Annotated in this window: 21 protein-coding genes; 7 read left to right on the forward strand and 14 right to left on the reverse strand. The window is 74.0% G+C overall.

Annotated features, from left to right (window positions below; all coding sequences use genetic code 11):
• Window positions 1-254 precede the first annotated feature (254 nt).
• Window positions 255-656, forward strand: a complete 402-nt coding sequence (locus ACLQ2X_RS23885) for an RDD family protein (protein WP_425683331.1) — start codon at window positions 255-257, stop codon at window positions 654-656.
• A 57-nt stretch (window positions 657-713) separates the two neighbouring features.
• On the opposite strand, the gene ACLQ2X_RS23890 is transcribed toward ACLQ2X_RS23885, so the two are convergent.
• The gene (locus ACLQ2X_RS23890) at window positions 714-1,403 is read right to left on the reverse strand and encodes a DUF4191 domain-containing protein (RefSeq protein WP_425683332.1); all 690 of its coding nucleotides are present in this window, start codon (window positions 1,401-1,403) and stop codon (window positions 714-716) included.
• A gap of 213 nt (window positions 1,404-1,616) precedes the next feature.
• Here ACLQ2X_RS23890 and ACLQ2X_RS23895 point away from each other — a divergent pair, with 213 nt between their 5' ends.
• Both ACLQ2X_RS23895 and ACLQ2X_RS23900 read left to right on the forward strand, forming a co-directional pair.
• Window positions 1,617-1,787, forward strand: a complete 171-nt coding sequence (locus ACLQ2X_RS23895; protein WP_425683333.1) for a hypothetical protein — start codon at window positions 1,617-1,619, stop codon at window positions 1,785-1,787.
• A 185-nt stretch (window positions 1,788-1,972) separates the two neighbouring features.
• Window positions 1,973-4,897 (forward strand): ATP-binding protein, encoded by a 2,925-nt coding sequence (locus ACLQ2X_RS23900; protein ID WP_425683334.1) that lies wholly within the window; start codon window positions 1,973-1,975, stop codon window positions 4,895-4,897.
• A 98-nt stretch (window positions 4,898-4,995) separates the two neighbouring features.
• On the opposite strand, the gene ACLQ2X_RS23905 is transcribed toward ACLQ2X_RS23900, so the two are convergent.
• Entirely contained in the window at window positions 4,996-6,702 is a 1,707-nt protein-coding gene (locus tag ACLQ2X_RS23905; protein ID WP_425683335.1) for a DUF423 domain-containing protein, read from the reverse strand.
• Between the two features lie 60 nt (window positions 6,703-6,762).
• Window positions 6,763-7,809, reverse strand: a complete 1,047-nt coding sequence (gene lipA, locus ACLQ2X_RS23910) for a lipoyl synthase (RefSeq protein WP_425683336.1) — start codon at window positions 7,807-7,809, stop codon at window positions 6,763-6,765.
• Between the two features lie 357 nt (window positions 7,810-8,166).
• On the opposite strand from lipA, the gene aspS reads away from it, so the two are divergent.
• Window positions 8,167-9,453 carry an aspartate--tRNA(Asn) ligase gene (gene aspS, locus ACLQ2X_RS23915; protein WP_425683403.1) on the forward strand — a complete coding sequence of 429 codons (1,287 nt, stop codon included), beginning with the start codon at window positions 8,167-8,169 and terminating at the stop codon, window positions 9,451-9,453.
• 368 nt (window positions 9,454-9,821) lie between these two features.
• On the opposite strand, the gene ACLQ2X_RS23920 is transcribed toward aspS, so the two are convergent.
• The 3 genes from ACLQ2X_RS23920 to ACLQ2X_RS23930 are packed head-to-tail and all read right to left on the reverse strand — an operon-like array spanning window position 9,822 to window position 12,731.
• Window positions 9,822-10,214: a VOC family protein gene (locus tag ACLQ2X_RS23920; protein ID WP_425683337.1), complete on the reverse strand. Its 393-nt coding sequence runs from the start codon at window positions 10,212-10,214 to the stop codon at window positions 9,822-9,824.
• A 5-nt stretch (window positions 10,215-10,219) separates the two neighbouring features.
• On the reverse strand, window positions 10,220-10,861 hold the full coding sequence (lipB, locus tag ACLQ2X_RS23925; RefSeq protein ID WP_425683338.1) for a lipoyl(octanoyl) transferase LipB: 642 nt from the start codon (window positions 10,859-10,861) through the stop codon (window positions 10,220-10,222).
• A 52-nt stretch (window positions 10,862-10,913) separates the two neighbouring features.
• A complete protein-coding gene (locus ACLQ2X_RS23930; protein ID WP_425683339.1) occupies window positions 10,914-12,731 on the reverse strand; it encodes a DUF2079 domain-containing protein in 1,818 nt (605 codons plus the stop codon).
• 170 nt (window positions 12,732-12,901) lie between these two features.
• Here ACLQ2X_RS23930 and ACLQ2X_RS23935 point away from each other — a divergent pair, with 170 nt between their 5' ends.
• Complete coding sequence (locus ACLQ2X_RS23935) at window positions 12,902-14,152, forward strand: extracellular catalytic domain type 1 short-chain-length polyhydroxyalkanoate depolymerase (protein WP_425683340.1); 1,251 nt, start codon at window positions 12,902-12,904, stop codon at window positions 14,150-14,152.
• A 28-nt stretch (window positions 14,153-14,180) separates the two neighbouring features.
• Here ACLQ2X_RS23935 and ACLQ2X_RS23940 read toward each other — a convergent pair whose 3' ends face one another.
• The 6 genes from ACLQ2X_RS23940 to lpdA all read right to left on the reverse strand — a co-directional run bounded on the left by ACLQ2X_RS23940 (window position 14,181) and on the right by lpdA (window position 20,429).
• Window positions 14,181-15,080, reverse strand: a complete 900-nt coding sequence (locus ACLQ2X_RS23940) for a TIGR01777 family oxidoreductase (RefSeq protein ID WP_425683341.1) — start codon at window positions 15,078-15,080, stop codon at window positions 14,181-14,183.
• Window positions 15,081-15,198: 118 nt separating this feature from the next.
• Window positions 15,199-16,146, reverse strand: coding sequence for an LLM class flavin-dependent oxidoreductase (locus ACLQ2X_RS23945; RefSeq protein ID WP_425683342.1), 948 nt, complete (start codon window positions 16,144-16,146; stop codon window positions 15,199-15,201).
• Between the two features lie 122 nt (window positions 16,147-16,268).
• Window positions 16,269-16,631, reverse strand: a complete 363-nt coding sequence (locus ACLQ2X_RS23950; RefSeq protein ID WP_425683343.1) for a DUF6086 family protein — start codon at window positions 16,629-16,631, stop codon at window positions 16,269-16,271.
• Between the two features lie 66 nt (window positions 16,632-16,697).
• Window positions 16,698-16,955 carry a hypothetical protein gene (locus ACLQ2X_RS23955; RefSeq protein WP_425683344.1) on the reverse strand — a complete coding sequence of 86 codons (258 nt, stop codon included), beginning with the start codon at window positions 16,953-16,955 and terminating at the stop codon, window positions 16,698-16,700.
• 155 nt (window positions 16,956-17,110) lie between these two features.
• Window positions 17,111-18,970, reverse strand: coding sequence for a 2-oxoglutarate dehydrogenase, E2 component, dihydrolipoamide succinyltransferase (gene sucB / locus ACLQ2X_RS23960; protein ID WP_425683345.1), 1,860 nt, complete (start codon window positions 18,968-18,970; stop codon window positions 17,111-17,113).
• Window positions 18,971-19,037: 67 nt separating this feature from the next.
• The gene (gene lpdA, locus ACLQ2X_RS23965; RefSeq protein WP_425683346.1) at window positions 19,038-20,429 is read right to left on the reverse strand and encodes a dihydrolipoyl dehydrogenase; all 1,392 of its coding nucleotides are present in this window, start codon (window positions 20,427-20,429) and stop codon (window positions 19,038-19,040) included.
• A gap of 179 nt (window positions 20,430-20,608) precedes the next feature.
• On the opposite strand from lpdA, the gene ACLQ2X_RS23970 reads away from it, so the two are divergent.
• The gene (locus ACLQ2X_RS23970; protein ID WP_425683404.1) at window positions 20,609-20,938 is read left to right on the forward strand and encodes a hypothetical protein; all 330 of its coding nucleotides are present in this window, start codon (window positions 20,609-20,611) and stop codon (window positions 20,936-20,938) included.
• Window positions 20,939-21,004: 66 nt separating this feature from the next.
• Here ACLQ2X_RS23970 and ACLQ2X_RS23975 read toward each other — a convergent pair whose 3' ends face one another.
• Window positions 21,005-22,573, reverse strand: a complete 1,569-nt coding sequence (locus ACLQ2X_RS23975) for a leucyl aminopeptidase (protein WP_425683347.1) — start codon at window positions 22,571-22,573, stop codon at window positions 21,005-21,007.
• 165 nt (window positions 22,574-22,738) lie between these two features.
• On the opposite strand from ACLQ2X_RS23975, the gene gcvT reads away from it, so the two are divergent.
• Window positions 22,739-23,863: a glycine cleavage system aminomethyltransferase GcvT gene (gene gcvT, locus ACLQ2X_RS23980; RefSeq protein ID WP_425683348.1), complete on the forward strand. Its 1,125-nt coding sequence runs from the start codon at window positions 22,739-22,741 to the stop codon at window positions 23,861-23,863.
• Between the two features lie 10 nt (window positions 23,864-23,873).
• On the opposite strand, the gene ACLQ2X_RS23985 is transcribed toward gcvT, so the two are convergent.
• Window positions 23,874-25,163, reverse strand: coding sequence for a DUF2314 domain-containing protein (locus tag ACLQ2X_RS23985; RefSeq protein WP_425683349.1), 1,290 nt, complete (start codon window positions 25,161-25,163; stop codon window positions 23,874-23,876).
• Between the last annotated feature and the right edge of the window lie 32 nt (window positions 25,164-25,195).

A 25,195-nucleotide genomic window follows, 5' to 3' on the forward strand; every position in this document is an offset into this window, starting at 1 on the left:
CGACGAACTTGACGTCCTCGTTGGCGAGGTATCGCAGGAGTTCCTCGGAATTGGCGAACACACGTCCTCCTGGCAGGTCCACTCCGGTAGCTGGCTGTCGGCGACGCTATGGCCGAGGGGTTGCCCTGCCGTGTCCCGCTCGTTTCCGCCGTGTTACGTCGCTCGCGGAGCGTCATCACGGCGTCCGGCAACGCCTAATCGACGGTATTGTCGGAATTTTCGTTGCGGGTCGACCCGGGACTACCCTGGCCGCTGTGACCGATACCGCCGCCGCCCCGGTGCCGCCCGCCACCGACCCCACCTTCACCCCGCCCAGCCTGGGCCGCCGCTTCGGCGCGCTGATCATCGACTGGGTGCTGTGCCTGATGATCGCCCGGACCTTCTCCGACCCGGTCCGCGACGGCTGGCCGCCGGTTCTCGTGCTGATCCTGGAGTACGGCTTCTTCATCGGTTTGTTCGCCCAGACCCCCGGCATGTACCTGACCCGGTTGCGCTGCGTCGCCTGGCTCGACGGCGGCCGGATCGGGTTGCCCCGGGCGCTGCTGCGCGGCTTCCTGCTGGCCCTCGCGGTCCCGGCCCTGCTGATGGACCAGCACCGGCGCGGCCTGCACGACCGGCTCACCGGCTCGGTCGTCACCGACGCGCCCCGACGCTGACCGCACGAAGAAGGAGCCGGCCCCGCGGGACCGGCTCCTTCGCGCGTACACCGGACGTCAGCGACCCCGGGTCTGCCGGAACGCGCCGCGCGCCGGCCGCATGTTCTTCGGGACCGCGCCCTTGGGCATCTGCGGCCGGGCGGTCAGCGCCTTGAGCCGCTTGTCGAGCGCGTTGACGTCCTTCGGGGACAGGGCGCGCGGCAGCCGCATCAGCGTCATCCGCAGCTTGCGCACCGGCAGCTCACCCTCGCCCTGCCCGATCACGTAGTCGTGCAGCGGGGCCGAGCCGATCACTTTGGCCAGCCGGCGCTTCTCCTGGCCGAGCAGACCCCGGACGCGCTGCGGGTGCCCCTCGGCCAGCAGGATCACACCCTGCCGGCCCACCACCAGGTGCACCATGTCCATCTGCGTGGTGGAGCTGACCGCCGGGGTGACCCGCCAGTCACCGCGCATGGTCTCCATGATCTGCGCCGCCGCGCCCGGCTGCCCCTCGGCGGCGTTCATCATCGCCTTGTTGGAGCGCAGGTTGAGCACGATCAGCACGGCGAGCAGGGCGAGCAGGATGCCGATCGGCAGCCACAGCCACCCCCAGGCGAGCACCGCGACCACGGTGAGCGCGAGCGGGATCAGCACCGCCGCGGCGGTCAGCGGCGCGAACCACTTGTCCTGCTTGGCGGTGAACCGGAACACCATCCCGATCTGCTTCAGCCGCTGGCCGAACGAGACCTTCTCCTGGGGCTTTGCCATGCCGCAGAGTCTAGTGGTCGCCGCACGCGCCGTTGATCCGTGGCCGCCCCTTCCGGCGCGGGCTGAGTACCTTACCCCCGTCCCGTCCCGTACCGACCTCAGGTAAGGAGGCGGAGCGGGACGAAGATCAGGCGGCGTACCCATGCCCCGGAGGCACCTTCGCACGGAACGTGGACCTCGACAGCGACCACCCCGCACGACAGGAGAACCGAGATGTTCGGCACCGACGCGGACCTGATGCTCAACTTCCACCGCAGCCACGCCGCCGAGTTGCAGGCCGACGCGGCGCTCGACCGGCTCGCCCGGTCGCTGCCGCGCCGCCACCCACGCGGCTGGTTGCACCGCCGACAGCACGCCCACCGCACCGCCGACGCCCGCCGGTGACCGCCCCGGCGCGACCGGCCGGGCACCCCGGTCCGGCCGCGACCCGGCGGCCCAGCGTGGCCGCCGGCGGCCCGGCAGGCGGGTGGGGTTCCGGTCCGGTCGTCACGGGGGCGACCGGGCCGGCCGCGCCGCGCCCGCCGATCGGCCTGGACAGGCCGGCGCACCGCCGTGGCATGCTCGACGGCGTGACCGCACGCGCCACCAGCACCCTCCTCGTCGGCCGCCAATCCGAGCTGACCGCGTTGGACGAGGCGCTGGTCCGGGCCCGGGGCGGGGACCCCAGCACGGTGCTGGTGGGCGGCGAGGCCGGCGTCGGCAAGACCCGGCTGATCGAGGAGTTCGGCGTGCACGTCCACGCCGTGGGGGCGCGGCTGCTCATCGGCCAGTGCCTCGAACTCGGCGAGGCCGGCCTGCCGTTCGCCCCGTTCGCGGCGGCACTGCGCGACGTGCTGCGCCACGACGGGCCGGCCGCCTTCGCCGGCTACGAGGCGGAGTTCGCCCGGCTGCTGCCCGAGCTGGCCCGGATGCCGGCCGGCGCCGCCGTACCCGCCGGGCCGGCCCTCGCCGACACCCCACGCGGCTACCTGTTCGACCTGGTCGCCGAGCTGTTCCGGCGGATCGCCGAGGAACGCCCGCTGGTGCTGGTCATCGAGGATCTGCACTGGGCTGACCGGTCCACCCGGGACCTGATCGGTTTCCTGGTGCGCGCCACCCGCGCCACCCGCCTGCTGGTCGTCTGCACCTATCGCACCGACGAGCTGCACCGGGGCCACCCGCTGCGGCCGTTCCTGGCCGAACTGGACCGGGTCCGCGGCGTGGACCGCGTCGAGCTGGGCCGGCTCGACCGGGACGGCACCGCCGCCGTGCTCACCGACCTGCTCGGCCTGGAGCCCACCGCCCGTGCCGTCGACGAGGTGCACGAACGCACCCAGGGCAACCCCTTCTTCATCGAGGAACTGGCCGCCGCCGGCGACCCGGTCGGCTGCGCCGCCCTCCCCGAGACGTTGCGTGACCTGCTGCTGGCCCGGGTCGACCGGCTGCCCGAGCCGGCCCAGCGGGTGCTGCGGATCGCCGCCGCCGGTGGCACCCGCTTCGCCCACCAGCTCCTCGCCGAGGTCGCCGGCCTGCCCGAGGCCGAGCTGGAGGAGGCGCTGCGCGCCGCCGTCGCCGGGCAACTCGTCGTCGCCGACCCGGACGGCGACTACGAGTTCCGGCACGCGCTGGTCCGCGAGGCGGTGCACGACGACCTGCTCCCCGGGGAACACGCCCGCCTGCACGCCCGCTACGCCGCGGCCATCGAGGCCCACCCGCACCTGGTGGCCGCCGGTCGCGCGCCCGCCGAGATCGCCCACCACTGGTACGCCGCGCACGACCACCCGCGTGCGCTGACCGCCGCCCGGGTCGCCGCGGAGGCGGCGGCCGACCGGTACGCGTACGCCGAGCAGAGCCGGCTGCTGGAGCGCGTCCTCGAACTGTGGGAGCTGGTGCCCGACGCCGCCGACCGCCTCGGCATGGACCACCTGCGGGTGCTGGAGGAGACGCTCACCGCCGCGGTCACCGCCGGTGACCTCGGCCGGGCGCTCACCCTCACCCGGGCCGCGCTGGCCGAGGTCGACCCCGACGCCGAACCGCTGCGCGCCGCGCGCCTGCTCGACCACCGGGGCCGGCTGTTCGCACTGCTGGGCAAGAGCGACGGCGCGCCCGAGCTGCGCGAGGCGCACCGGCTGGCGGCCGGCGCCCCCGACGGCGCGGAACGGTTCGCCGTGCTGGCCGACATCGCGGCACACCTGATGAAGATCGACCCCCGGGAGGCCGCCTCGGTCGCCGCCGAGGCGGCGGCCGGCGCCTCCGAGGTCGGCACCGACCTGGTGCTGCTGCCCACCCGGATCGCCCTGCTGCACCGCATCGACGGCACCCCGGAGCTCGGGCTGGCCGAGCTGCGCCGGGTGCAGGCGCGGGCCCGCGCGGCGGGCGACTCGTGGGCCCTGGTCAGCGCCCTGGTCTTCCTCTCCGACGTGCTCTACGAGCTGGGCCGCTACGACGAGTCCGAACAGGCCGCCGCGGCCGGGGTGAGCGAGGCACGCCGGGTCGGCATCAGCCGCTCGATCGGGGCGTACCTGCTGTCCAACCGGGCCGAGGCGCTCATCGCGCTGGGTCGCTGGGACGAGGCCGACGCCACCTGCGCCGAGGCGGCCCGCATCGACCCCCCGGGCGTCTCCGGACTGCACTGGCTCCAGTTGCGCGCCGGGCTCCGGCTGGCCCGGGCCAACCCCACCGCCGACGAACTCGTCGGGCGGGCGCTGGCGTTCCTCAGCCGGCCCTACCTCTGGCCGAACCACCGGCTGCCGCTGCACGAGCTGCGCGTCGAGGCCGCGCTCGCCGCCGACGACAAGCCGGAGGCGGTACGCGCGGCGCGCGCCGCCCTGGCCGACACGCACCTGGCCGACCTGCCGCGTGAGGGCTGGCCGGTGCTCAACGCGGTGGCGCGTACCGCCGCGCTGACCGGTGACGTGACGCTGGCCGCCGAGGTGTCCACGGTGGCCGCCGCGCTGCCCGCCCGGCACCCGGCCGAGCAGGCCCACGCGGCGCACGTCGCCGCCGTCCTGACCGGTCCGACGTCCACCACCTGCGCCGAGGCGCTCGCCGCCTGGCGGGCGGCGGTGAGGGCGTGGCGGGCGGCCGGACAGCCGTACCCGCTGGGTGGGGCGCTGCTCGGGCTGGCCGAGGCGGCCGCGGCGGCGGGCGAGCGGGACGAGGTGGTCGCCGCCGTACGAGAGGCGAGCGAGCTGGCCGGCCGGCTGGGCGCCGCCCGGCTGGGCGAGCAGGCGGCCACGCTGGCCCGCCGGGTGGGGCTGCGCGGCACCGGAGCACCCGGACCGGACCTGCTGACCAACCGGGAGCGGGAGGTGCTGCGGCTGGTCGCCGAGGGGCACAGCAACAGCCGGATCGCCGAGCGGCTGTTCATCTCCCCGAAGACCGCGAGCGTGCACGTCTCCCGGATCATCGCCAAGCTCGACGTCACCAACCGGGGCGAGGCCGCCGCGCTGGCCCACCGCCTCGGCCTGCTCGACCGGACACCGCCGGTCCCGGCGCAGCGCCGCAACCGCTAGCGCGGCGGGTCCGGTCAGCGCGGCGGGCCCGGGTCAGCGCGGTAGGGCCGGTCGGCGGTCGGCCGGTCGGTGCGGCGGGCGGTCAGCGGTCGGGCCGGTCAGCGGCGCGGCAGGTAGATGCGCCAGCCGGCCACCGTGACGACGTCCAGCGCCCCCGACGTGGGACCCACGAGCGTGTCCAGCCGCGCGGCCAGCGGCGAACCGGCCGGGGCCACCCAGCCCGCGCCCGGGTCGGCGGCCACCTCCCGGCGGTACGCGGACAGCCTGTCGAAGCCGGGCCGCAACTCGTCGTCGACCACCGCGCAGCGCACGTCCTCCCCGGTGGCGTAGGTGAGCCGGTTGCAGGTCCAGTAGCCGCCGCGGACATGCCGGACGTCGAGCGCGCCGAGGGTGTCCACGAGTGACCGGTGCCGGTCGGCCTCGGCGTGGACGGCGGGCACCGCACGCACGACGTCCACGGTGGCCGCCGTGCCGGTGACGAACACACCCGCCAGGACCGCCGCCGCCCCGAAGCCCGCCGCCCGCCGCAACGGCCCACCGGCGGCCCTCCCGCCCGGCCGGCGGTGACCGCGCGGGTGGGCGGCGTGCCGGCGGGCGGTCTGCCACAGGGGCCAGAGCAGCGCGGGCAGGGCGATCAGCAGACCGGACAGGTAGCGGCTGCTCTCCACAGGTGTGCGCCCCGCCGCCCTGCTCGCCACGTACGCCGCCAGCACCGCAACCGTCGCGACGAGCAACGCCGCCCGTACCCCCGACGAGACGCGCGGCGCCGAGGCCGGACCGCCCCCGTCGGTGGCCGGTGACAACCGCCCGCGCTCACCGGCCGGACCGGGACGACCGGGCGGGCGGCGGCGCAGTTCCCGCAGCGCGGCGACCGTGGCGAGCAGCAACAGGACCGGGAACGCCACCGCCCACCAGAGCTGCCAGGTGGCGCAGTGGCCCGGCGAGCAGAACCCCATGGCCAGCGGCGGCCCGAGGACCAGGCCGCCGTGCAGCCGTTCGGCCCAGCCCACCGCCCCGCCATCGGAGGCACTGGCCGCCAGCACCGCGCCCACCGGGTCCCGGCCGTGGCGCAGACTGTCCAGCAGCATCGGTGCGGTGCCCAGCAGCAGCGCGCCGACCAGCACCGCGCCGGCCGGGCCGGCCAGCTCCCGACGTCGCCACGCCAGCAGCAGCGCGCCGAGCGTCAACACGTACGGCAGGATCAGCGGGTCCACCCAGAGCAGCACCCCGGCGACGAGTCCCCACGCCGCCCAGCGGGGCAACCGCGCCCCCGGCCCACCCACACACAGCCCGACCGTGAGCAGCGCCAACGCCACACCGGCCGGGTTCAGCTCGGGATAGCCACCACCGGCGATGAGCTGGTTCTTCACCACCCGGTCCGCGCCGAGCGCCAGCACGGCCACCACCAGCAGCGCATACCAGCGGTCGCCGCCGAGCCGCCGGGTCAGCCGCCAGGACAGCAGCAGGAACAGCGCGTACAACGCCAGCGTGGGCAACCGCAGCACGAGCACCGACGGCCCGGCCAGCGCGACGAGCGGCGCGGCCAGGTACGCCTCAAGCGTGCCCATGTACGCCTGGCCGTAGAACCAGACCGGGAAGGCGTCACCGCGGGCGATGTGCAGCGCGGCCAGCCCCATCGTCGCCTCGTCGCTGTTGGTGGGCGGCGCGTCGGCGAGCAGCAACGCCAACCGGTAGCCGACCCCGGCGCACCCGACCAGCAGGGCGAGCAGCGTCGGCAGCGGCAGCCACCGGGGCGTGGCCGGAGGCACGGCCTCGCGCGGCTCCTCGCGTACCCCGGCGGTCATGCCTGTGATCATGGCATCCGGCGGGCGGCCGGTGGTGGGTGACGCGGTGGGCGGCCGGCCTCAGCCGGCGGCCACGACCTCCTGGCGGGCGGCGAGCGCCTGCTGGTAGAGCCGGCCGGCGCGGTAGGAGGAACGGACCAGCGGGCCGCTCATCACACCCGCGAAGCCGATCTCCTCGGCCTCCTCGCGCAGCTCCACGAACTCCTCCGGCTTGACCCAGCGGGTGACCGGGTGGTGCCGGGGGGAGGGGCGCAGGTACTGCGTGATGGTGATCAGCTCGCAGCCGGCCTCGTGCAGGTCGCGCAGCGCCTGGGAGACCTCCGCGCGCTCCTCGCCCATGCCGAGGATCAGGTTGCTCTTGGTGACCAGGCCGTCGGCGCGCGCCTGACGGATCACGTCGAGGGAGCGGTCGTAGCGGAACGCCGGCCGGATGCGCTTGAAGATGCGCGGCACGGTCTCCACGTTGTGCGCCAGCACCTCCGGGCGCGAGCCGAAGACCTCGGCGAGCTGCTCGGGCACCGCGTTGAAGTCGGGGATCAGCAGCTCGACGCCGCAACCGGACCGCAGGGCGTGGATCTGCCGGACCGTCTCGGCGTAGAGCCAGGCGCCGCCGTCGGGCAGGTCGTCGCGGGCCACGCCGGTGATGGTCGCGTAGCGCAGACCCATCGCGGCCACCGACTCGGCGACACGCCGCGGCTCGTCGGCGTCGAACTCGGCCGGCTTGCCGGTGTCGATCTGGCAGAAGTCGCAGCGCCTGGTGCACTGGTCGCCACCGATGAGGAAGGTGGCCTCCCGGTCCTCCCAGCACTCGTAGATGTTGGGGCAGCCGGCCTCCTGGCACACGGTGTGCAGCCCTTCGCGCGAGACGAGCCCGCGCAGTTGGGTGTACTCCGGGCCCATCTTGGCCTTGACCTTGATCCACGGCGGCTTGCGCTCGATCGGCGTCTCGGCGTTGCGCGCCTCGATCCGCAGCATCCGCCGCCCCTCCGGGGCGACAGTCGCGGAGCGCGCAGGCTGCTCGGTCGTCGGCGCGGATTGCTCGATCGTCACAAATCCGAGCGTACGCCGGTCGTTGCCGGTCGATGCCCGGCGGGCGACGCCCGTCACGCCGGAATCGATGTGACACCGGACACGAAGGCCGAAAAAACCCGGTCACAGCGCGGCGGGCCTGGTGTTAGCCTTCCCGGCGAAGCTGTGACGGAGCCGAGTAGCGGACCGCCCCGCCAGTCCGAGAGAGCCGCCGGTTGCTGTGAGGCGGTCTGGCGCCGGTCCGCGAAGACCCTCCCGAGCTGCGGGAAGAACGGCGCTGCGCGCCCAGTAGAGCCCGCCCGGCTGGCCCCGGTGAAAAGGCGACGAACGAGGCTCCCGCCGAGGCGGGGGCGAAGGTGTGGTGGCACCGCGAGGTTCCCGCTCGCCCACACCTCCCTGGGGATCGCGTTGCGATTGACCGAGGAGGTAACCGCCGTGCAACGCATCCTGTCCCACCATCTGTCCGCCCACGTCGGCGCGACCGTCCGGCTCGCCGGTTGGGTCCACCGCCGCCGGCTGCTCAAGTCGGTGGCCTTCCTGATCGTGCGGGACGCCGCCGGCCTCGCCCAGGTCGTGGTCGCCGCGCCCGCCGTGCGCGCGCAGGTCGAGGCGCTCACCGAGGAGACCGTCGTCGAGGTGGTCGGCACGGTGGTCGCGAACCCCACCGCGCCCGCCGGGGTCGAGGTCGTCGAGCCGACGGTACGTCCGCTGGGGCCACTCGCCGTGCCGCCCTCGTTCGACCTGTACCGGCCGACGCTCACCGCCGGCCTGGCCACCCAGCTCGACCACGCGTCGACCGCGTTGCGGCATCCGACGCGGTCCGCCGCGCTGCGAATCTCGGCGGCGGCGGTGGCCGGTTTCCGGGGCACGCTCGACCGGCGGGACTTCGTCGAGGTGCACACCCCGAAGGTGGTCGGCTCGTCCACCGAGAGCGGGGCGAACGTGTTCGCGCTGGACTGGTTCGGCCGCCCCGCCTACCTGGCCCAGTCGCCCCAGTTCTACAAGCAGCTCATGGTCGGCGTGTTCGAGCGGGTGTACGAGGTGGGGCCGGTGTTCCGGGCCGAGCCGCACGACACGGTGCGGCACCTGGCCCAGTACACCTCCCTGGACGTCGAGCTGGGCTTCGTCACCGACCACCGGGACGTGATGGCGGTGCTGCGCGACACCCTGGCCGGGATGCTCGCCGCCGTCGAGGAGCGGGCCGGTGGCGCGTTGGCGACGCTGGGCGTGCCGGTGCCGGCGGTGCCCGCCGACATCCCGTCGGTGCACTTCACCGACGCGCTGACGATCGCCGGTGCGTCGGCCGACGAACCCGACCTGGCGCCGGCGCACGAGCGGGCGCTGGGGGAGTGGGCGCTTCGCGAGCACGGCAGCGACTTCCTGTTCGTCACCGGCTACCCGATGGCGAAACGCCCCTTCTACACCCACCCGGACCCGGCCCGGCCGGCGTACTCGAACGGCTTCGACCTGTTGTTCCGCGGGATGGAGCTGGTCACCGGCGGGCAGCGGCTGCACCGGCACGCCGACTACCTGGCCGCGCTCGCCGAACGGGGTGAGCCGGTGGAACCGTACGCCGGGTACGTGGACGCGTTCCGGCACGGCATGCCGCCGCACGGTGGTTTCGCGATCGGGCTGGAGCGCTTCGTCGCCCGGCTCACCGGTGCCGCGAACGTCCGCGAGGTGACCGCGTTCCCGCGCGACCTGCACCGCCTGACGCCCTGACGCAGTCGCCGGGACCGGCAGCGGCCGACCGCAGCCGGTCCCGGCGGCGCCTGCTCCGCGGAGCCGCCGGCGTGGCCGCTTGCGACCGGAAATCGGTCCGCGTTGATCACTGAGAGTGATGTGATGTCGGGTCGGGTCGGGTCGGGTCGGGTCGGGTCGTGGTGACAATCTGTCATCACGCGTGAGGAGTGGCCGGATGCCCCTGTGGTCGGCGCATAGGGGTTGAGCAGGCATTGTGGTGAACGTCTGCGGAGGAGAGGGGAAGTGGGAGGGCACAGGTGGTGGGCGCGACCCTGTCACCCATGGTGACCGCCGGTGGCTCGGTGGCCGGTGAGGGGGACGGGCGGTTGCGCGCGTCGGGTGAGGTGTCAGGCCGGGCCGAGCAGGTCCCACAGGTTGCCGGCGATGTCGCGGAAGACCGCCACCCGGCCGTGCGGCTCGGTGCGGGGCGGCCGGACGAACTCGACGCCCGCGGCGACCATCCGCCGGTAGTGGGCGTCGAAGTCGTCGACCCGGAGGAAGAAACCCACCCGGCCGTGGGTCTGGTCACCGACGGCGCCGGCCTGGTGCTCGCCGTCGGCACGGGCCAGCAGCAGTCCGGTGCCGCCGGCCGGCGGCCGAACCACCACCCACCGTTTCGGCCGGCCGTCGTCGGTCCGCGACGGCGTGTCCTCCACCAGCGCGAAGCCGAGCACCTCGGTGAAGAACACGACGGCCGGGTCGTACTCGGCCACGACGAGCGTGACCAGGTCGAGCCGCACCGGGCTCAGACCCGGGTCAGGGTGGGCAGGTGCCGCTCGACCACCGGCAGCACGTCGGCGACGGTGATCGGCCGGCCCAGTTCGGCGGTGAGCGAGGTGACGCCGGCGTCGCGGATGCCGCAGGGCACGATCCGGTCGAAGAAGCCGAGGTCGCAGTCGCAGTTGACGGAGAAGCCGTGCAGGGTGACGCCGCGGGCCACCCGGATGCCGATGGCGGCCACCTTGCGGGCCGGCCCCCGGTCGTCCTCCGGCACCCAGACGCCGCTGCGCCCCTCGACCCGGCCGGCGGTCAGCCCGAACTCGGCGCACACGTCGATCAGCAACTGCTCGGTGCGCCTGACGTACGCCACCACGTCGACCGGGTCGGGCAGCCGGACGATGGGGTAGCCGACGAGTTGCCCCGGGCCGTGCCAGGTGATCTTGCCGCCGCGGTCCACGTCCACCACCGGGGTGCCGTCCATCGGCCGGTCCCACGGCTCGGTGCGCTTGCCGGCGGTGTAGACGCTGGGGTGCTCCAGCAGCAGCACGGTGTCGCCCTGCCCGCCGGCCACCACCGCCTCGTGCAGCCGCCGCTGCTCGTCCCAGGCCGCCCGGTAGTCGAGCAGGCCCGCGCGTACGGCGGTCAGCCCGGAAGTCGTCACGCTCACCCGCCCAGCCTAGTCCCGCGCGCCGGGTACCGGACCCGTGACGCCCGTCGCGTCACGCCGCCGGCACCCGCCACAGCCACACGTCCTCGACCCGCTCCGGCGGGCCGAGCAGGGCGGTGGCGGTGCGGCGCAGCGCCTCCTCGTCGACGTCGTACTTGGCGCCGTGCACCCGGTCCGGCAGCACCACCGCCCGTACCCCCCAGTGGCGCAGGTCGGCCCGGGAGGCCCGGATGCTGCCGTCGGTGATGATCGGCACCAGCCCGGTCCGTCCGGCCTGGTCCATCAGCGAGTCGAAGGTGCGCGGCACCGGGCCGATCCGGCCCCGGCCGTCCGGCCCGCCCGGCCCGAGGAAGAAGCCGGCTGGGATGCGGAACTCGCCCTGCCGGTGGGCGAGCGCGTACGCCTGCCAGCGCTGCCCGTCCGGGTACACGTCGACGGTCAGCGGCAGCGGGGTGAGCACCCCGTCGGGCGGGACGTAGCGCTGCCAGGCGCCGCTGGTGATGAACATCGGGATCGGTTCGCGCACGCTGGTGAGCAACGGGGTCGGCAGTAGCGGCAGCAGCGCGACGGCGAAGCCGAGCGTCCAGGCGAGCCCGCCCACCCGGCGTCGCGGCGGGCGCGCGCGCAGCGCGTCGATCGCGTACGCCAGGAGCAGGCCGATGACCGGCGCGACGACGAGTGCCAGCCGGGACGGCAACGCGGCGTTGATCACCGGCAGGTTGTCCAGCACGCCGAACGGGAGCATCTGGTCGGTGCGACGCCCGTTCCACCTGGCCGTCGGCCCCCAGGACAGCACGGCGAAGACCAGCGCGGTCACGCCGAGCGCGGTGAGCGTGGCCCGGAACGCCCGGTCGGCGCGTCGCCACAGCAGGACGAAGCAGGCCAGGGCGAGCAGCAACAGCGGTACCCCGAAGAAGGAGTTCTCCTCGGTCGGGTTCGGCGCCAGCGAGGTGCCCCACCCGGCCCAGCCGGCGAGCGACCGGCGCGGGTACGACCCGTACGCGGCGATGTCCTCGGAGTGGATCAGCGGGTCGAACCCGGTGCCCTGGAACCGCTGCGGTCCGGCGAAGTGCAGCCAGAGCGGGTACGCCAGCAGAACCCCCGCCACCAGCGCGGTCACCCCGAGCCCGGCCGCCACCCGGGGCAGCGCGGCGCGTACCTCGGGCCACCGGGCCGGGTGCAGCGCCCACACGGCCAGGAACACGCCCAGCGCGAGCGCGGTGAAGAAGAGCCCTTCGGCGGCGATCGAGAACGCGACCGCCACCAGCAGGCCGAGCACGATCCCGCCGCGGACCGCGCGGCCCGGACGGCGTAGCCGGAACACGCCCCAGGCCAGCAACGGCACCAGCCACCCGGCGGTCCAGTTCAGGTGCGCGTTGGCGTGCGACACCATCGCCGGGCAGAAGGCGATGAACAGCGCCCCCACGGCGGCGGCCAGCCGACTGCGCACCAGGTGCCGGCTGAGCAGCCAGTACCAGGCCACCGCGGTCGCGGCCAGGTTGAGCGTGAGGACCACCAGGAACGTCGCGGGCGGCCCGATCAGGTACGTCAGCGGTGCGAACACCGCCGCGTACACGGTGATCGACGTGTTCACCGCGAGGTTCACCCCGTCCGGGACGTTGATCAGCGTGGTGAACAGGGGGTTCTCGCCATGGCTGAGCGCGTGGGCGCCGAACGCCAGCAGCCATTCGAACAACGCCTGGTCACTGGAGTTGACGGTGACCGCGCGGCTGTTCGGGTCCCGCCACATGCCGCTGGTGACCCAGAGGGCCAGCGCGAGGGCGGCCAACACCACGAGGAGGTCGGCACGCCGGTCGCGGACGCCGGTACGCGGCGACGGGCCGGCGGCCGGGGGCGGGGAGGACGGCACGCAGCGGACGTTACCAACCGGATCGGGGCAGACCGGCCGGACCCGGAACTCGCCGCACACTTCGCCGGTCGTGAATATGTGAGCGGCGACCATTTCCGCGCGCGCCACACGAACGTAACGTCGCGGCAACTCGGAAGTGACGCAGTTCACATCCATGATCGGGAGGTCCCGTGTCCCGCTCCTCATCCCTCATCGCCCGCGTCGCCGGGGTGGCGGCCGGGGTCGTGCTGGCCGCGGCCACCGCGCTGGCCGTCGCCCTGCCCGCGCAGGCCGCCTCGCTGACCCAGGTCACCGGGTTCGGGTCCAACCCCGGAAACCTGACCATGTACGCGTACCGCCCGGACGGGCTGCCCGGCAACGCGCCGGCCGTGGTGCTGCTGCACGGCTGCGTGCAGAACGCCGCCACCTACGTCACCAACTCCGGCTGGCAGAAGTACGCCGACCAGTGGAAGTTCACGCTGATCGTGCCGCAGCAGCCCAGCGGCAACAACGCCAACTCCTGCTTCAACTGGTTCGAGACCGGCGACACCGCCCGCGGGCAGGGCGAGACCCTGTCGATCAAGCAGATGGTCGACCACGCCCGCGCGAACTACGGCACCGACCCCAACCGGGTGTACGTCAGCGGCCTCTCCGCGGGCGGCGCGATGAGCGCGGCCATGCTCGCCGCCTACCCGGACGTGTTCGCCGCCGGCTCGATCGTCGCCGGCATCCCGTACCGCTGCGCCACCAGCACCACGAGCGCGTTCAGCTGCATGAACCCGGGCGTGAACAAGACACCGGCGCAGTGGGGCGACCTGGTCCGTGCCGCGTACCCGGGCTATGCCGGCCGGCGGCCCCGGGTGGCGATCTGGCACGGGAGCAGCGACACCACCGTGGCGGTGGCCAACGCCGGCGAGTCCCGCGAGCAGTGGACGGACGTGCTCGCCGTGCCGCCCACTCCGACAAGCACCTCCACGCTGCCGGCCGGCACCACCCTGGAGGTCTACGGCGACGACCAGGTGCGCCTCTACCGGGTCGCCGGCATGGGCCACGGCACCCCCGTCGACCCGGGCGCGGGCGCCGACCAGTGCGGCACCGCCGGGGCGTACTTCCTGGACACCATCTGTTCGACGTACCGGGACGCGCTCTTCTTCGGCCTGGGCACCGGCGCGACACCCGGGCCGACCCCGACGGCGACGGCGACCCCGTCGCGCACCCCCAGCCCGACGCCCACCCGAAGCGCGACGCCGACGCCCGCGCCGACCACCGCGCCGGTCTGCGTCACCGCCAGCAACTACGCGCACGTGGTGGCCGGGCGGGCCTACCAGTCCGGCGGGTACGCCTACGCGCTGGGCAGCGGCCAGCGGATGGGCCTCTACAACACCTTCTACACCAGCACGCTCAAGCAGACCGGCCCCGGCTACTGGGTGATCGGCTGCTGATCCGCCGCGGCGCGCCGCCCCGCCGGGTTCATTCGGTGAGGGCGGCGTGCAGCGCGCCCGGCAGGTCCGGATGCGCCCAGACGACGCCGGCCCGGTCGAGCACGCCCGGCAGCACCCGGGCGCTGGTGAGCGCCTCCTGCGCGAACCCGCCCAACGCGACCTTCAACGCCACCGCCGGGATCGGCATGATCGCCGGCCGGTGCAGTTGCCGGGCCAGTTCCCGGGTGAACTCGGCGTTGGTGACGGGCGTCGGGCCGACCACGTTGACCGGGCCGGCCAGGTCGGTCCGGGCCAGCAGGAACGCCGTCGCGTTCAGCCAGTCCCGCATCGAGATCCACGGCACCCACTGCCGCCCGTTGCCCAGCTTGCCGCCGACGCCGAGCCGGAACGGCAGCAGTTGCGGCTTGAGCAGACCGCCGTCGCGGTGCAGCGGCAGGCCGGTGCGCAGCCGCACCACCCGTACGCCGGCATCCTCGGCCGGGCGGGTCGCGGCCTCCCACACCCGGCAGACGTCGGCCAGGAACCCGTCGCCGGCCGGCGCGTCCTCGGTGACCGTCCGGTCGCCTGTGTTGCCGTACCAGCCGACGGCGGAGGAGTTGAGCAGTACCTCCGGGCGGTCCCCGGCGGGCAGGCCGGCGATCGTGACGGCCAGCGTGGTGGTGGTGTCCACCCGGCTGGTCCGGATCAACCTCCGGTAGTCGTCGGTCCAGCGCTTGTCGCCCACCCCGGCGCCGGCCAGATTGACCACCGCGTCGGCGTCCGCGACGACCTGCGGGTCGAGCTGCGCGGCGGACGGGTTCCACTGCCGCTCGGCGGGTGTGCGGGGGGAGCGGCGGACCAGGCGAATGATCTGGTGGCCGTCCGCGGCGAGACAGTCGGCCAGCCGGGTGCCGAGGAAGCCGGACGCACCGGCCATGAGGATCCGCATGCACACATCTTCCGGTATGGAGTGCGATTCGGATGCACACGGCGACATCACTCACTCACCCGTCGCGCCCGCCGGCCACCCCTGCGCCGTCAGCCGGGCGGTGCCGTGGACGCGGTGTTCACTGTCGAGCGTGCGCGACGTCCACGCCCGTTTCCGCCAGTCGGGGCAGCAGCGGCGCGAGCGCGTCGACCGCGCCGGCGCGTACCACGAAACGGGTGACGCCCCAGCGGCGCCGGTGCCCGGCCACCGCGGCGACGATCTCGTCGGCCGTGCCGATCAGCACGAACGGGGTGGCCAGCACCTCCGCCGGGGTGAGACCGGTCTCGGCGGCCGTCGTGGCGGCCCCCGCCTCGGCGTCGTCGGTGAGGGTGACGTGCTGCACCAGCGCCTCCAGGACCGGTGGCGTGTCCCGGCCCGCCGCGCCGGCCGCCACCTGCGCGAGTTGCGCCTCGATCTGGTCGGCCCGCCACCTGGCCTCGTGCTGGTGGCCGTCGACCAGCGTCCGGCCGAACCCGGTCAGACCCACCACGTCGGCGTGCGCGCCGGCCCAACGCAGCAGCGTCGAGTTGGCGGTGCCGACGGTGAGCGGCACGCGGGCCTGCACCGGCCGGGGCTCGTCCAGGCGTGCGGCGTACGCGGCCACCTCCTCGGTGTCCACGGTGACCTCGTCGCCGGCCAGCAGCGCTTGGACCGCCTCGGTCACCGCGACGCAGCGGCGGACCCGGCCGGCGACGTCGGGACGTTCGCGCCCGACGGCCCGCCACTCGACCGGCGTGTGGCCCGCGCCCACCCCGAACCGGGCCCGCCCGCCGGAGACCACGTCCAGGGTGGCCACGTCGGCGGCGAGCAGGATCGGCTCCCGGAGGCCGGCGTTCGACACGTACGAGCCGAGGCCCAACGTGCTGGTCACCGCCGCCGCGGCGGCCAGCGCGACGAACGGCGACGCACACGAGCCGGGATGGTCGGCGGCGAACAGCGCGTCGAAGCCGGCGGCCTCGACGGTGCGGGCGAACTCGGTCCAGCTCGCCGCGTCGGTGGGTTGGGCCTGTACGGAGAAGGTCGCCATCGCCTCAGCATCAGTGTGTGCCGTGCCGCCGGCCACCCCACCCGCCCCGATTCTGCCGACGGCCGAACCGCCGTAAGGAAGGGTCCCTTGTTAACGCCTCAACGGGTGAAAGGGCCCCCGGGCTAGCGGGGCATGGTGGGTTCCAGCGCGCTCGCCTCGGCCAGCAGCGCGTCGCGTACCTCCCCGCCCGGCGGTGGCGGGGGACAGCCGGCGCGTCCCATCAGGACCAGGGAAACCACCAGGACGCCGTGCAGCATCCGCGAGAGGCTCTGGTGGCGGCCCTTGTTGTGGAAACGGAGAAGGTGTTCGACGAAGGCCGCGAACGTCTCCGGGTCGAGATCGCAGGTGCCGTTGCGCAGCGGCGTCAGCCCGGACGGCACTCCGAGCACGTCCGCCACCGAGTGTGCCTGGCCCAGATACACCTCGCCGACCCGGAGGGCGGGGTCCCAGAGGGGCGTCCCGGTGCTCTGAAACGGGTAGCTCACGCCGCGACCCTATCGTCGCGCGGGCCCGGCATTCGCTGCCGAACGCTTCGGCCCGCCGGCTTCCGGTCAGTCCGCCCGGTGGCGCAGCCCGTCCATCAGCAGGTCGAGCAGGCGTCCGGCCTGTGCGCGTTGGTCCGGCTCGCCGGCCACCAGGGACACCCCGCTGAGGCCGGCGAGGACGTCGGCGGCGGCCACGTCGGCGCGTACGGTGCCGGCGGCGGCACCGGCCCCGAGCAGCTCTCCGAGCGCGGCGAGCAGGCGGTCCCAGCTGTGTGCGTACGGGTTGGCGCCGGAGGCGATGGCCAGGCGCAGCGCGTCCGCCATGCCCCGCCTGGTGGCGAGGTGGTACGTCCCCGTACGCCCGGGACCCGGAGGCTGCCGAGCGGCTCTGGACGGTCTCGCAGGAGCACCTGCGCGGCTGATCCGGCAGACGCGAAAGGGGCGCGCGGCGGGTTGCCGCGCGCCCCTTTCGGCAGTGCTCAGAGGCCGAGCTCGGCCTCGAAGTTGCCGGCCTCCAGCCGCTCCTTCACCGCGGTGAGGAAGCGGGCGGCGTCGGCGCCGTCGATCAGACGGTGGTCGTACGACATGGCCAGGTAGACCATCGAGCGGATGGCGACGACCTCGCCCAGCTCCGGGTCGTTGACCACGACCGGGCGCTTCACCACGGCACCCGTGCCGAGCATCGCCGACTGCGGCGACGGCACGATCGGGGTGTCGAACAGCGCACCCCGGCTGCCGGTGTTGGTGATCGTGAACGTCGCCCCGGCCATCTCGTCCGGGGTGATCTTGTTGGCCCGGGTGCGCTCGGCCAGGTCGGCGATCCGCTTGGCGATGCCGCCCATGTTCAGGTCACCGGCGTTGTGGATGACCGGCACGAGCAGCCCGCGCTCGGTGTCCACGGCGACGCCCAGGTGCTCGGCGGCCGGGTAGGTGATCGTGCCGCCGTCCAGGTCCATGCTGGCCTGGACGATCGGGTACGTCTGCAGCGCCTCCACGGCGGCCAGCGCGAAGAACGGCAGGAAGGACAGCTTCACGCCGTGCTTGGCCTGGAACGACTCCTTCGCCCGCGTCCGCAGCTTGGCGACCCGGGTGACATCCACCTCGACGACGGTGGTGAGCTGCGCCGTCTCGTGCAGCGACTGCTGCATCCGCTTGGCGATGGTCGCCCGGATCCGCGGCAGCTTCTCCGTGGTGCCCCGCTTGTTGCTCGGCTGCGCCTTGGCGGCCGGCTGGGCCGGGGCCTTGGCGGCGGCGGGCTCGGCGGCGGCCGGCGCGGCCTTGGCGGCCTTCGCCTTCTCGGCCGCCTCCAGCACGTCCTGCTTCCGGATCCGGCCACCCACGCCGGTGCCGTTCACCGACGCGAGTTCCACGCCGTGCTCGGCGGCGAGCTTGCGGACCAGCGGCGTCACGTATCCGGCGGCGTCCTCGCCGAACTCGGCCGGGACGCTCGGGCGCTGCGTGGCGGTCGGCGCGGCCGGCTGGGCGGCCTGCTCCGCCTTGGCCGGCTGCGCGGCCTGCTCGGCCTCGGCGGCCGGCTCGTTGTAGGACAGGCCCGGGGTCGGCTCCTCGACCTCGGGCTCCGGCTTCGGCTCCGCCTTGGGTTCCGGCTTCGCTTCGGCCTTCGGCTCGGCCTTGGGTTCCGGCTTCGGCTCGGCCTTCGCGGGCGCGCCGCCGGCCACCCCGACGATCGCCAGCACGGCGCCGACGTCGGCGGTCTCGTCCTCGGCGACCTTGATCTCCTGCAGCGTGCCGGCGACAGGCGACGGAATCTCGGTGTCCACCTTGTCGGTGGAGACCTCCAGCAGCGGCTCGTCCACCTCGACGGTCTCGCCGACCTGCTTGAGCCAGCGGGTGACCGTACCCTCGGTGACGCTCTCGCCCAGGGCCGGCATGGTCACCGGGGTGCCCTCGCCGGACGGCGCGGCGGGCTGCTCCGGCTCCTCGACGGCCGACTGCTCGGCCTCGGCGTCCGGCTCGGCGGCGGCCTGCTCGGCCTGTTCCGGCTCGGCCTGCTCCGGCTCGGGACCGGTGCCCTCGGCGGCGGCCGTCGGCTCGGTGGCCGGCTCGGCCTCCTCCTGCGGGGCGGCGCCCGCGTCCTCGCCCTCACCGGCGATGACGGCCAACTCGCTGCCGACCTCGGCGGTCTCGTCCTCGCCGACCACGATCCGGCTCAGCACGCCCGCCGCGGGCGACGGGATCTCGGTGTCGACCTTGTCGGTCGACACCTCCAGCAGGGGCTCGTCGACCTCGACGGTGTCACCCTCCTGCTTGAGCCAGCGCGTGACGGTGCCCTCGGTGACGCTCTCGCCGAGCCGGGGCATGGTGACCGATACCGGCATGTTCTCCAGACTCCTTTGTTCCCCTGGTGGGATCATCGCCCGTCGCCGGACGCCGCGGTTGTCGTGGTCAGTTGTGCGCGTGCAGCGGCTTGCCGGCCAGGGCCAGGTGCGCCTCGCCCAGAGCCTCGTTCTGCGTCGGGTGGGCGTGCACGAGCTGCGCCACCTCGGCCGGGAACGCCTCCCAGTTGTAGATGAGCTGGGCCTCGCCGATCAGCTCACCCACCCGGGCGCCGACCATGTGCACGCCGACCACCGGGCCGTCGTCCACCCGGACCAGCTTCACGTGGCCGGTGGTCTTGAGGATCTGGCTCTTGCCGTTGCCACCCAGCGGGTAGGTGTAGGTCTTGACCTTGTCGGCGCCGTACTGCTCCTTGGCCTTCGCCTCGGTCAGGCCGACCGACGCCAGCTCCGGGTCGCAGTAGGTGACGCGCGGGATGCCGGCCTCGTCGATCACGGCCGGGTTCTTCCCGGCGATCTCCTCGGCGACGAAGATGCCCTGCTGGAAGCCGCGGTGCGCGAGCTGGAGGCCGGGCACGATGTCGCCGACCGCGTAGACGTTCGGCACGCTGGTGCGCAGCCGCTCGTCGGTCAGCACATAGCCGCGGTCCATCTTGACGCCCTGCTGCTCGTAGCCCAGGTCGGCGGTGTTCGGGCCACGGCCGACGGCGACCAGCAGCAGCTCTGCCTCGACCGTGTCGCCACCGGAGATGGTCAGCTTCACGCCCTTGTCGGTCTTCTCGACCTTCTCGAACGGCTTGCCCACCTTGAAGTTGATCTTCCGCTTGCGGAATGCCCGCTCCAACGCCTTCGACGACTCCTCGTCCTCGGCGGCGACCAGGCGGGGCAGGGCCTCGACGATCGTCACGTCCACGCCGAAGGACTTCCAGACGCTGGCGAACTCCACGCCGATCACACCGCCGCCGAGCACGATCGCCGACGACGGGATCCGGTCCAGGGTCAGCGCGTGGTCGCTGGTGATGATCCGCTCGCCGTCCACCTCCAGGCCGGGCAGGCTCTTCGCGTACGAGCCGGAGGCCAGCACGACGTTGCGGCCGGTGTAGCGCTTGCCGTCCACCTCGACGACGTTCTTGCCGACCAGCTTGCCGGCGCCCGCCACGAAGGTGATCTTCTTGCTGCTGCCCACCAGGCCCTGGAGGCCCTTGTACAGGCGGGCGACCACGCCGTCCTTGTACGAGTTGACCGCCGCGATGTCGATGCCCACCAGCTCGGCCTTCACGCCGAACTGCTCGGACTCGCGGGTCTGGTCGGCGACCTCGGCCGCGTGCAGCAGCGCCTTGGTCGGGATGCACCCGTTGTGCAGGCACGTCCCGCCGAGCTTGCCCTTCTCGATGAGCGCGACGGAGAGATCCAGCTGGGCGGCACGCAGCGCCGCCGCGTAGCCGCCGCTACCACCTCCGAGGATGACGATGTCGAAGGTCGTGTCGTTCGGCTCGCTCACATCCAACTCCCAGGTCGCGTCGCTGCATCGGGGGTTACGGGGGAGCAACAGGCACACCCCACCTCGGTCATCTTGTCACCACCACCGACCGAGCGCGTACCGAGGTGCCCAACGACACGTCGGTGACCCGTACCCTTGGCACCGTCTTCGACGACGGGTGTGGGGGAGGAGTGGATCTCGTGGGGCTGTTCCGACGACGCAAGCGGGTGGCCCCGGCGAGCCGCGACCGCGCCGCCGACCGCGGGGATCTGGACCACCTGGAGAACTTCGTCCGCACCCGCAAGGGCGTCGAGGCGTACCTCGAACCCCGCACGACGGTCACCGAGACGACAGTCATCCTGATCGCCGACGACGGGGAGTGGACCCGCCGACGGGTCGGCAGCCCGGACGAGGCCCGCCGCTGGGCGCACCGGACCGCCATCCCGATCTACGACGTACGGCTGATGGGTTACCCGCAGCGGATGCGCGACTACAACGAGCGCCGCAAGCGCCGCCCCGAGCTGTTCTGAGCGCAGGTGCGAAAGGGCCCCCGCCCGCGCGGAACGCGTGGAGCGGGGGCCCTTCCTGTGCACGCCTCAGCCGTTGGCGGCGACGTCCTCGACCAGGTGGAGCAGGGTGCGGACGGGCACGCCGGTGCCGCCCTTGGTCCAGTAGCCGACCGCCTCGCCCGAGTGGTAGCCCGGACCGGCGATGTCGATGTGCGCCCACGCCACGTCGTCGGTGACGAACTCGCGCAGGAACACCCCGCCCTGAAGCATGTGACCGGCCCGGTCCATGCCGGCGTTCACCTGCGAGATGTCCGCCACGTCCGAGTCCATGCCCTTGCGCACCTCTTCCGGCAGCGGCATCGGCCACGCCGGTTCGCCGGTGGCGTCACCGGCCACCCGTACCCGCTCGCACAGCTCCGGGGTGCCCATCACACCGGCGATCCGCTTGCCCAGCGCGATCACCTGACCGCCGGTCAGCGTCGAGGTCTCGAACAGGTAGTCCGCGCCGTCCGCGCAGGCCCGCGCCATGGCGTCGGCCAGCACCATCCGGCCCTCGGCATCGGTGTTGAGCACCTCCACCTTCTTGCCGTTGAACATGCTGATCACGTCGCCCGGCCGGTAGCTGGTGCCCGACGGCATGTTCTCCGCCATCGGCAGGTAGCCGGTCACCGTCACCGCCGGCTTGAGCGCCGCGACCGCCAGCATGGCCGCGCCGACCGCCGCCGCGCCCGCCATGTCCGACTTCATCTCCCACATGCCCTGGGCCGGCTTGATCGAGATGCCGCCGGTGTCGAACGTGATGCCCTTGCCGACGAGCGCGACCCGCTTGCCGGTGCCGCCGTCCGCCGGCGTGTAGGTGAGCTTCACCAGGCGCGGCGGGGCCTCGGAGCCCTGGCCGACGGCGAGGATGCCGCCGTAGCCGCCGGCGGCCAGCGCCGCCTCGTCGAGCACCTCGACCTCCAGCCCGGCCTCCCGGGCGGCGGCCGAGACCACGTCGGCGAACGCCGGCGGGCGCAGCTCGTTCGGTGCGGTGTTCACCCAGTCCCGGCTGGTGCGCACCGCCCCGGCCACCGCCTGCGCCCGGTCCACCTCGGCCTGGGCGGGCGCGTCGGCCGCGTCCGGCACCGCCACCAGCACCTCGGCCACCGGCTCCCGCCGGGCCGGCTGCGGCTTGGTCTTGTAACCGGCGAACCGGTAGCCGCCGAGCAGCGCCCCCTCGGCCACCGCGCGCAGCGCGGCCGGGGCGTCGGCGTCGTCCGGCAGCGGCAGGGCGAGCGCGACGCGGGTGGCGCCGGCCAGCGCCCGGACCGCCGCTCCGGCGGCCCGACGCAGCGACTCCGGGACCGGGGCGGCGCCGGTGGGCTCCGGGCCGAGGCCGACGGCGGCGACCACCGGGGCGGTCACCGTGCCCAGCGTGGCCAGCTTGATCACCTCGCCGGGGCCACCTGTCGCGCCGAGCAGGGCCAGCGTCTCGGTCAGCTTGCCGTCGAACGCGGCGGCGATGCTCTCCGCGCCGCTGGCCAGCAGCAGGGCGTCGGCGGGTACGCCGCTGCCCGGCTCGGTGGTCTGGCTGTGCACGCCGATCACGATCGCGTCGACGGCGAGTTCGGCGGGGTCGGTGTCGACCAGGCTGAGAGTGGTACGGGGCGATGTCACGAAAGCTACTCCGGGCGGGCCGGGCCGGTCGCGTCGTCGCGTACCGGCGATGAAGGTCTCTCCGGCGGCAACCTACCCGTCGGAGGCGGGGCTGTCCCGCCGATGCGAGTCAACGGGATCCCGCCGATGCTAACCACAGGTGTCCCGGCCGGTAAGTTCCCACCCATGACCGAGGTGACCTCCGACGCCGCTGAGACCCGGCTGCGCCGCTCCCCGCTGCACGAGCGACACACCGCGCTCGGCGCGAAGTTCGCCCCCTTCGGGGGCTGGCAGATGCCGCTGGAGTACGCCGGCGGCGGTGTGCTCAAGGAACACACGGCCGTCCGCGACGGGGTGGGCGTGTTCGACGTCTCCCACCTGGGCAAGATCCGCGTCACCGGGCCCGGCGCGGCGGACTTCGTCAACGCCTGCCTCACCAACGACCTCGGCCGGATCGCGCCCGGCAAGGCGCAGTACACGCTGTGCTGCGACGACGCCACCGGCGGCGTGGTGGACGACATCATCGCCTACCTGCACGCCGGCGACCACGTGTTCCTGGTGCCCAACGCGGCGAACACCGCCGAGGTGGCCCGCCGGTTGCGCGCTGCCGCGCCCGAGGGCGTGACCGTCACCGACGAGCACGAGGCGTACGCGGTGCTCGCGGTGCAGGGGCCGCGCTCGGCGGAACTGCTCGACGCCCTCGGCCTGCCCACCGGGCACGACTACATGAGCTTCTCCACCGCCACGCTGGCCGGGGTGGAGCTGACCGTGTGCCGCACCGGCTACACCGGCGAGCTGGGCTACGAGCTGGTCGTACCGGCCGACCACGCGGTCGCCGTCTGGGACGCGATCTTCGCCGCGGCCGACGACGTACGCGCCTGCGGGCTGGCCGCCCGGGACACGCTGCGCACCGAGATGGGCTACCCGCTGCACGGGCAGGACCTGTCCCCGCAGATCAGCCCGGTGCAGGGGCGCTCCGGCTGGGCGGTCGGCTGGGACAAGCCGGCGTTCTGGGGCCGCGACGCGCTGCGCGCCGAGAAGGCCGCCGGTCCGGCCCGTACACTGCGCGGCCTCACCGCGGTCGACCGGGCCATCGCGCGCCCCGGCATGGCCGTCTACGCCGGTGACACCCGGGTCGGCACGGTCACCAGCGGCACGTTCAGCCCGACGCTCAAGCAGGGCGTCGCCCTGGCGTTGATCGACACCGACCCGAAGCTGCCCGACGGGGCGGAGCTGGCGGTGGACATCCGGGGCCGGCGCGCCCGGATGCGCCTGACGAAGCCGCCGTTCGTGCAACCCTCGGTCCGCTGAGCGGCGCGGGTCAGTCCTCGCCGCGCTCGCCGGCGTCGAGGACGGCCTGCGTCCAGCCGCCCTCCAGCACCCCGGTGCCGTCCAGCACCGCCCAGTCGACCACGTCGGACGCCTCCACCACCACCGGCGAGCCGATCCGCACGCCCGGATCGGTGTTGGCGTCGGTGGCGCTCGCGCCGACGATCCGCTCCGGGGCCTCCCATGAGGTCACGCCGGCCCAGACGTACTCGGGGCCGTCGTCGCCGGGCAGGCCGTACTTGACCACGAGCTGACTCTCCTCGGGCAGCCGGCCGGCCAGGAAACGGGCCCGGATGTCACCGAGCGAGGCCCGGGCGGTGGCCACCGCCCGGCTCATCGCGTCACCGGTGCGGGTGTAGCGCACGTCCGGCTGGATGCCGTTGAACAGCGTCGCGCAGGCGGCGGCGAAGTAGCGGCCGGGCGGGCCGGGATGCCCGGGCGGCGGGCTCAGGCTGAGGAACGAGTCGGCGTCCGGGTCGGTGGCCGGGTCCAGTTCCAACCGCAGCAGCACCGGCGCGGTCGCACCGTGCTGCTCGGGGTTGCCGTACGCGACCGCGATGTCGTGCCCGGTCACGGTGGCCAGCACCGGCAGTTGCACGAATGCGGGCACCTCCTCGCCGGCCAGCCCGTCGGTCCAGTCCCGCAGCAGCCGCCGGGCCGCGCCTGTCATCACCGCGCCCCAGGCCCGGGTGAGATGGTCCGGTACGCCCTGGGCCTGCAACTCCATCAACCCGAACCGGCGCAGCCCCTTCGTGGTGAACCAGAGCCCGTCGGAGTCGGAGGAGTAGGGCACGAGCACCCAGTCGACGAGCCGGATCCGGCCGTCGGCGTCCGGCAGCGAGCGCAGCGCGGCCGCCGGGTCGAGGAACTGCAACCCGAAGACGTCCACCACGTCCCCGTCGACCGTCTCGGCGACCGCCGCGGCCACCGCCCGCGCCGCCCACTCGTGCGCCGGCGGCCAGCCGGGCCGGTATTCGGCCTGCACGACCACCAGATGGGTGGCGGCGGCCAGCCGGGCCAGTTGCTCCTCGGTGGCGCCGAACGCGGTGAGCAGGTCCGGCGGCAGCTCGGGGAACTCGTCGACGGTGCGGGTGTCCACGGTCATCAGCGGGCTGTCCAGCATCTGCCGGGCCAGCCCGTGCACCGGTTCGGCGAGCCGGCCGGCCAGCCGCTCCACCGCCGTTTTCGGGCTGACCTTCGGCAGCCCGGCCAGCGGCACCAGGTAGGTCGCGTCGAGCGACTCGGGCACCGGTACCGGCAGGAAGTCGTCCGTGATGAGCATGCCGTCTCCCTTTACCCGCCGGTGCACCCGCC

The sequence above is a fragment of the Micromonospora sp. DT31 genome (genome assembly GCF_049841795.1).
Classification (GTDB): domain Bacteria; phylum Actinomycetota; class Actinomycetes; order Mycobacteriales; family Micromonosporaceae; genus Micromonospora.

What these genes read in the sequence shown, in the direction of transcription:
- ACLQ2X_RS23890 (WP_425683332.1), bottom strand. Translation starts at nt 1,403, where the DNA reads ATGGCAAAGCCCCAGGAGAAGGTCTCGTTCGGCCAGCGGCTGAAGCAG.
- ACLQ2X_RS23895 (WP_425683333.1), top strand. Translation starts at nt 1,617, where the DNA reads ATGTTCGGCACCGACGCGGACCTGATGCTCAACTTCCACCGCAGCCAC.
- ACLQ2X_RS23905 (WP_425683335.1), bottom strand. Translation starts at nt 6,702, where the DNA reads ATGACCGCCGGGGTACGCGAGGAGCCGCGCGAGGCCGTGCCTCCGGCC.
- ACLQ2X_RS23940 (WP_425683341.1), bottom strand. Translation starts at nt 15,080, where the DNA reads ATGCGGATCCTCATGGCCGGTGCGTCCGGCTTCCTCGGCACCCGGCTG.
- ACLQ2X_RS23945 (WP_425683342.1), bottom strand. Translation starts at nt 16,146, where the DNA reads ATGGCGACCTTCTCCGTACAGGCCCAACCCACCGACGCGGCGAGCTGG.
- ACLQ2X_RS23955 (WP_425683344.1), bottom strand. Translation starts at nt 16,955, where the DNA reads ATGGCGGACGCGCTGCGCCTGGCCATCGCCTCCGGCGCCAACCCGTAC.
- sucB (WP_425683345.1), bottom strand. Translation starts at nt 18,970, where the DNA reads ATGCCGGTATCGGTCACCATGCCCCGGCTCGGCGAGAGCGTCACCGAG.
- gcvT (WP_425683348.1), top strand. Translation starts at nt 22,739, where the DNA reads ATGACCGAGGTGACCTCCGACGCCGCTGAGACCCGGCTGCGCCGCTCC.
- ACLQ2X_RS23985 (WP_425683349.1), bottom strand. Translation starts at nt 25,163, where the DNA reads ATGCTCATCACGGACGACTTCCTGCCGGTACCGGTGCCCGAGTCGCTC.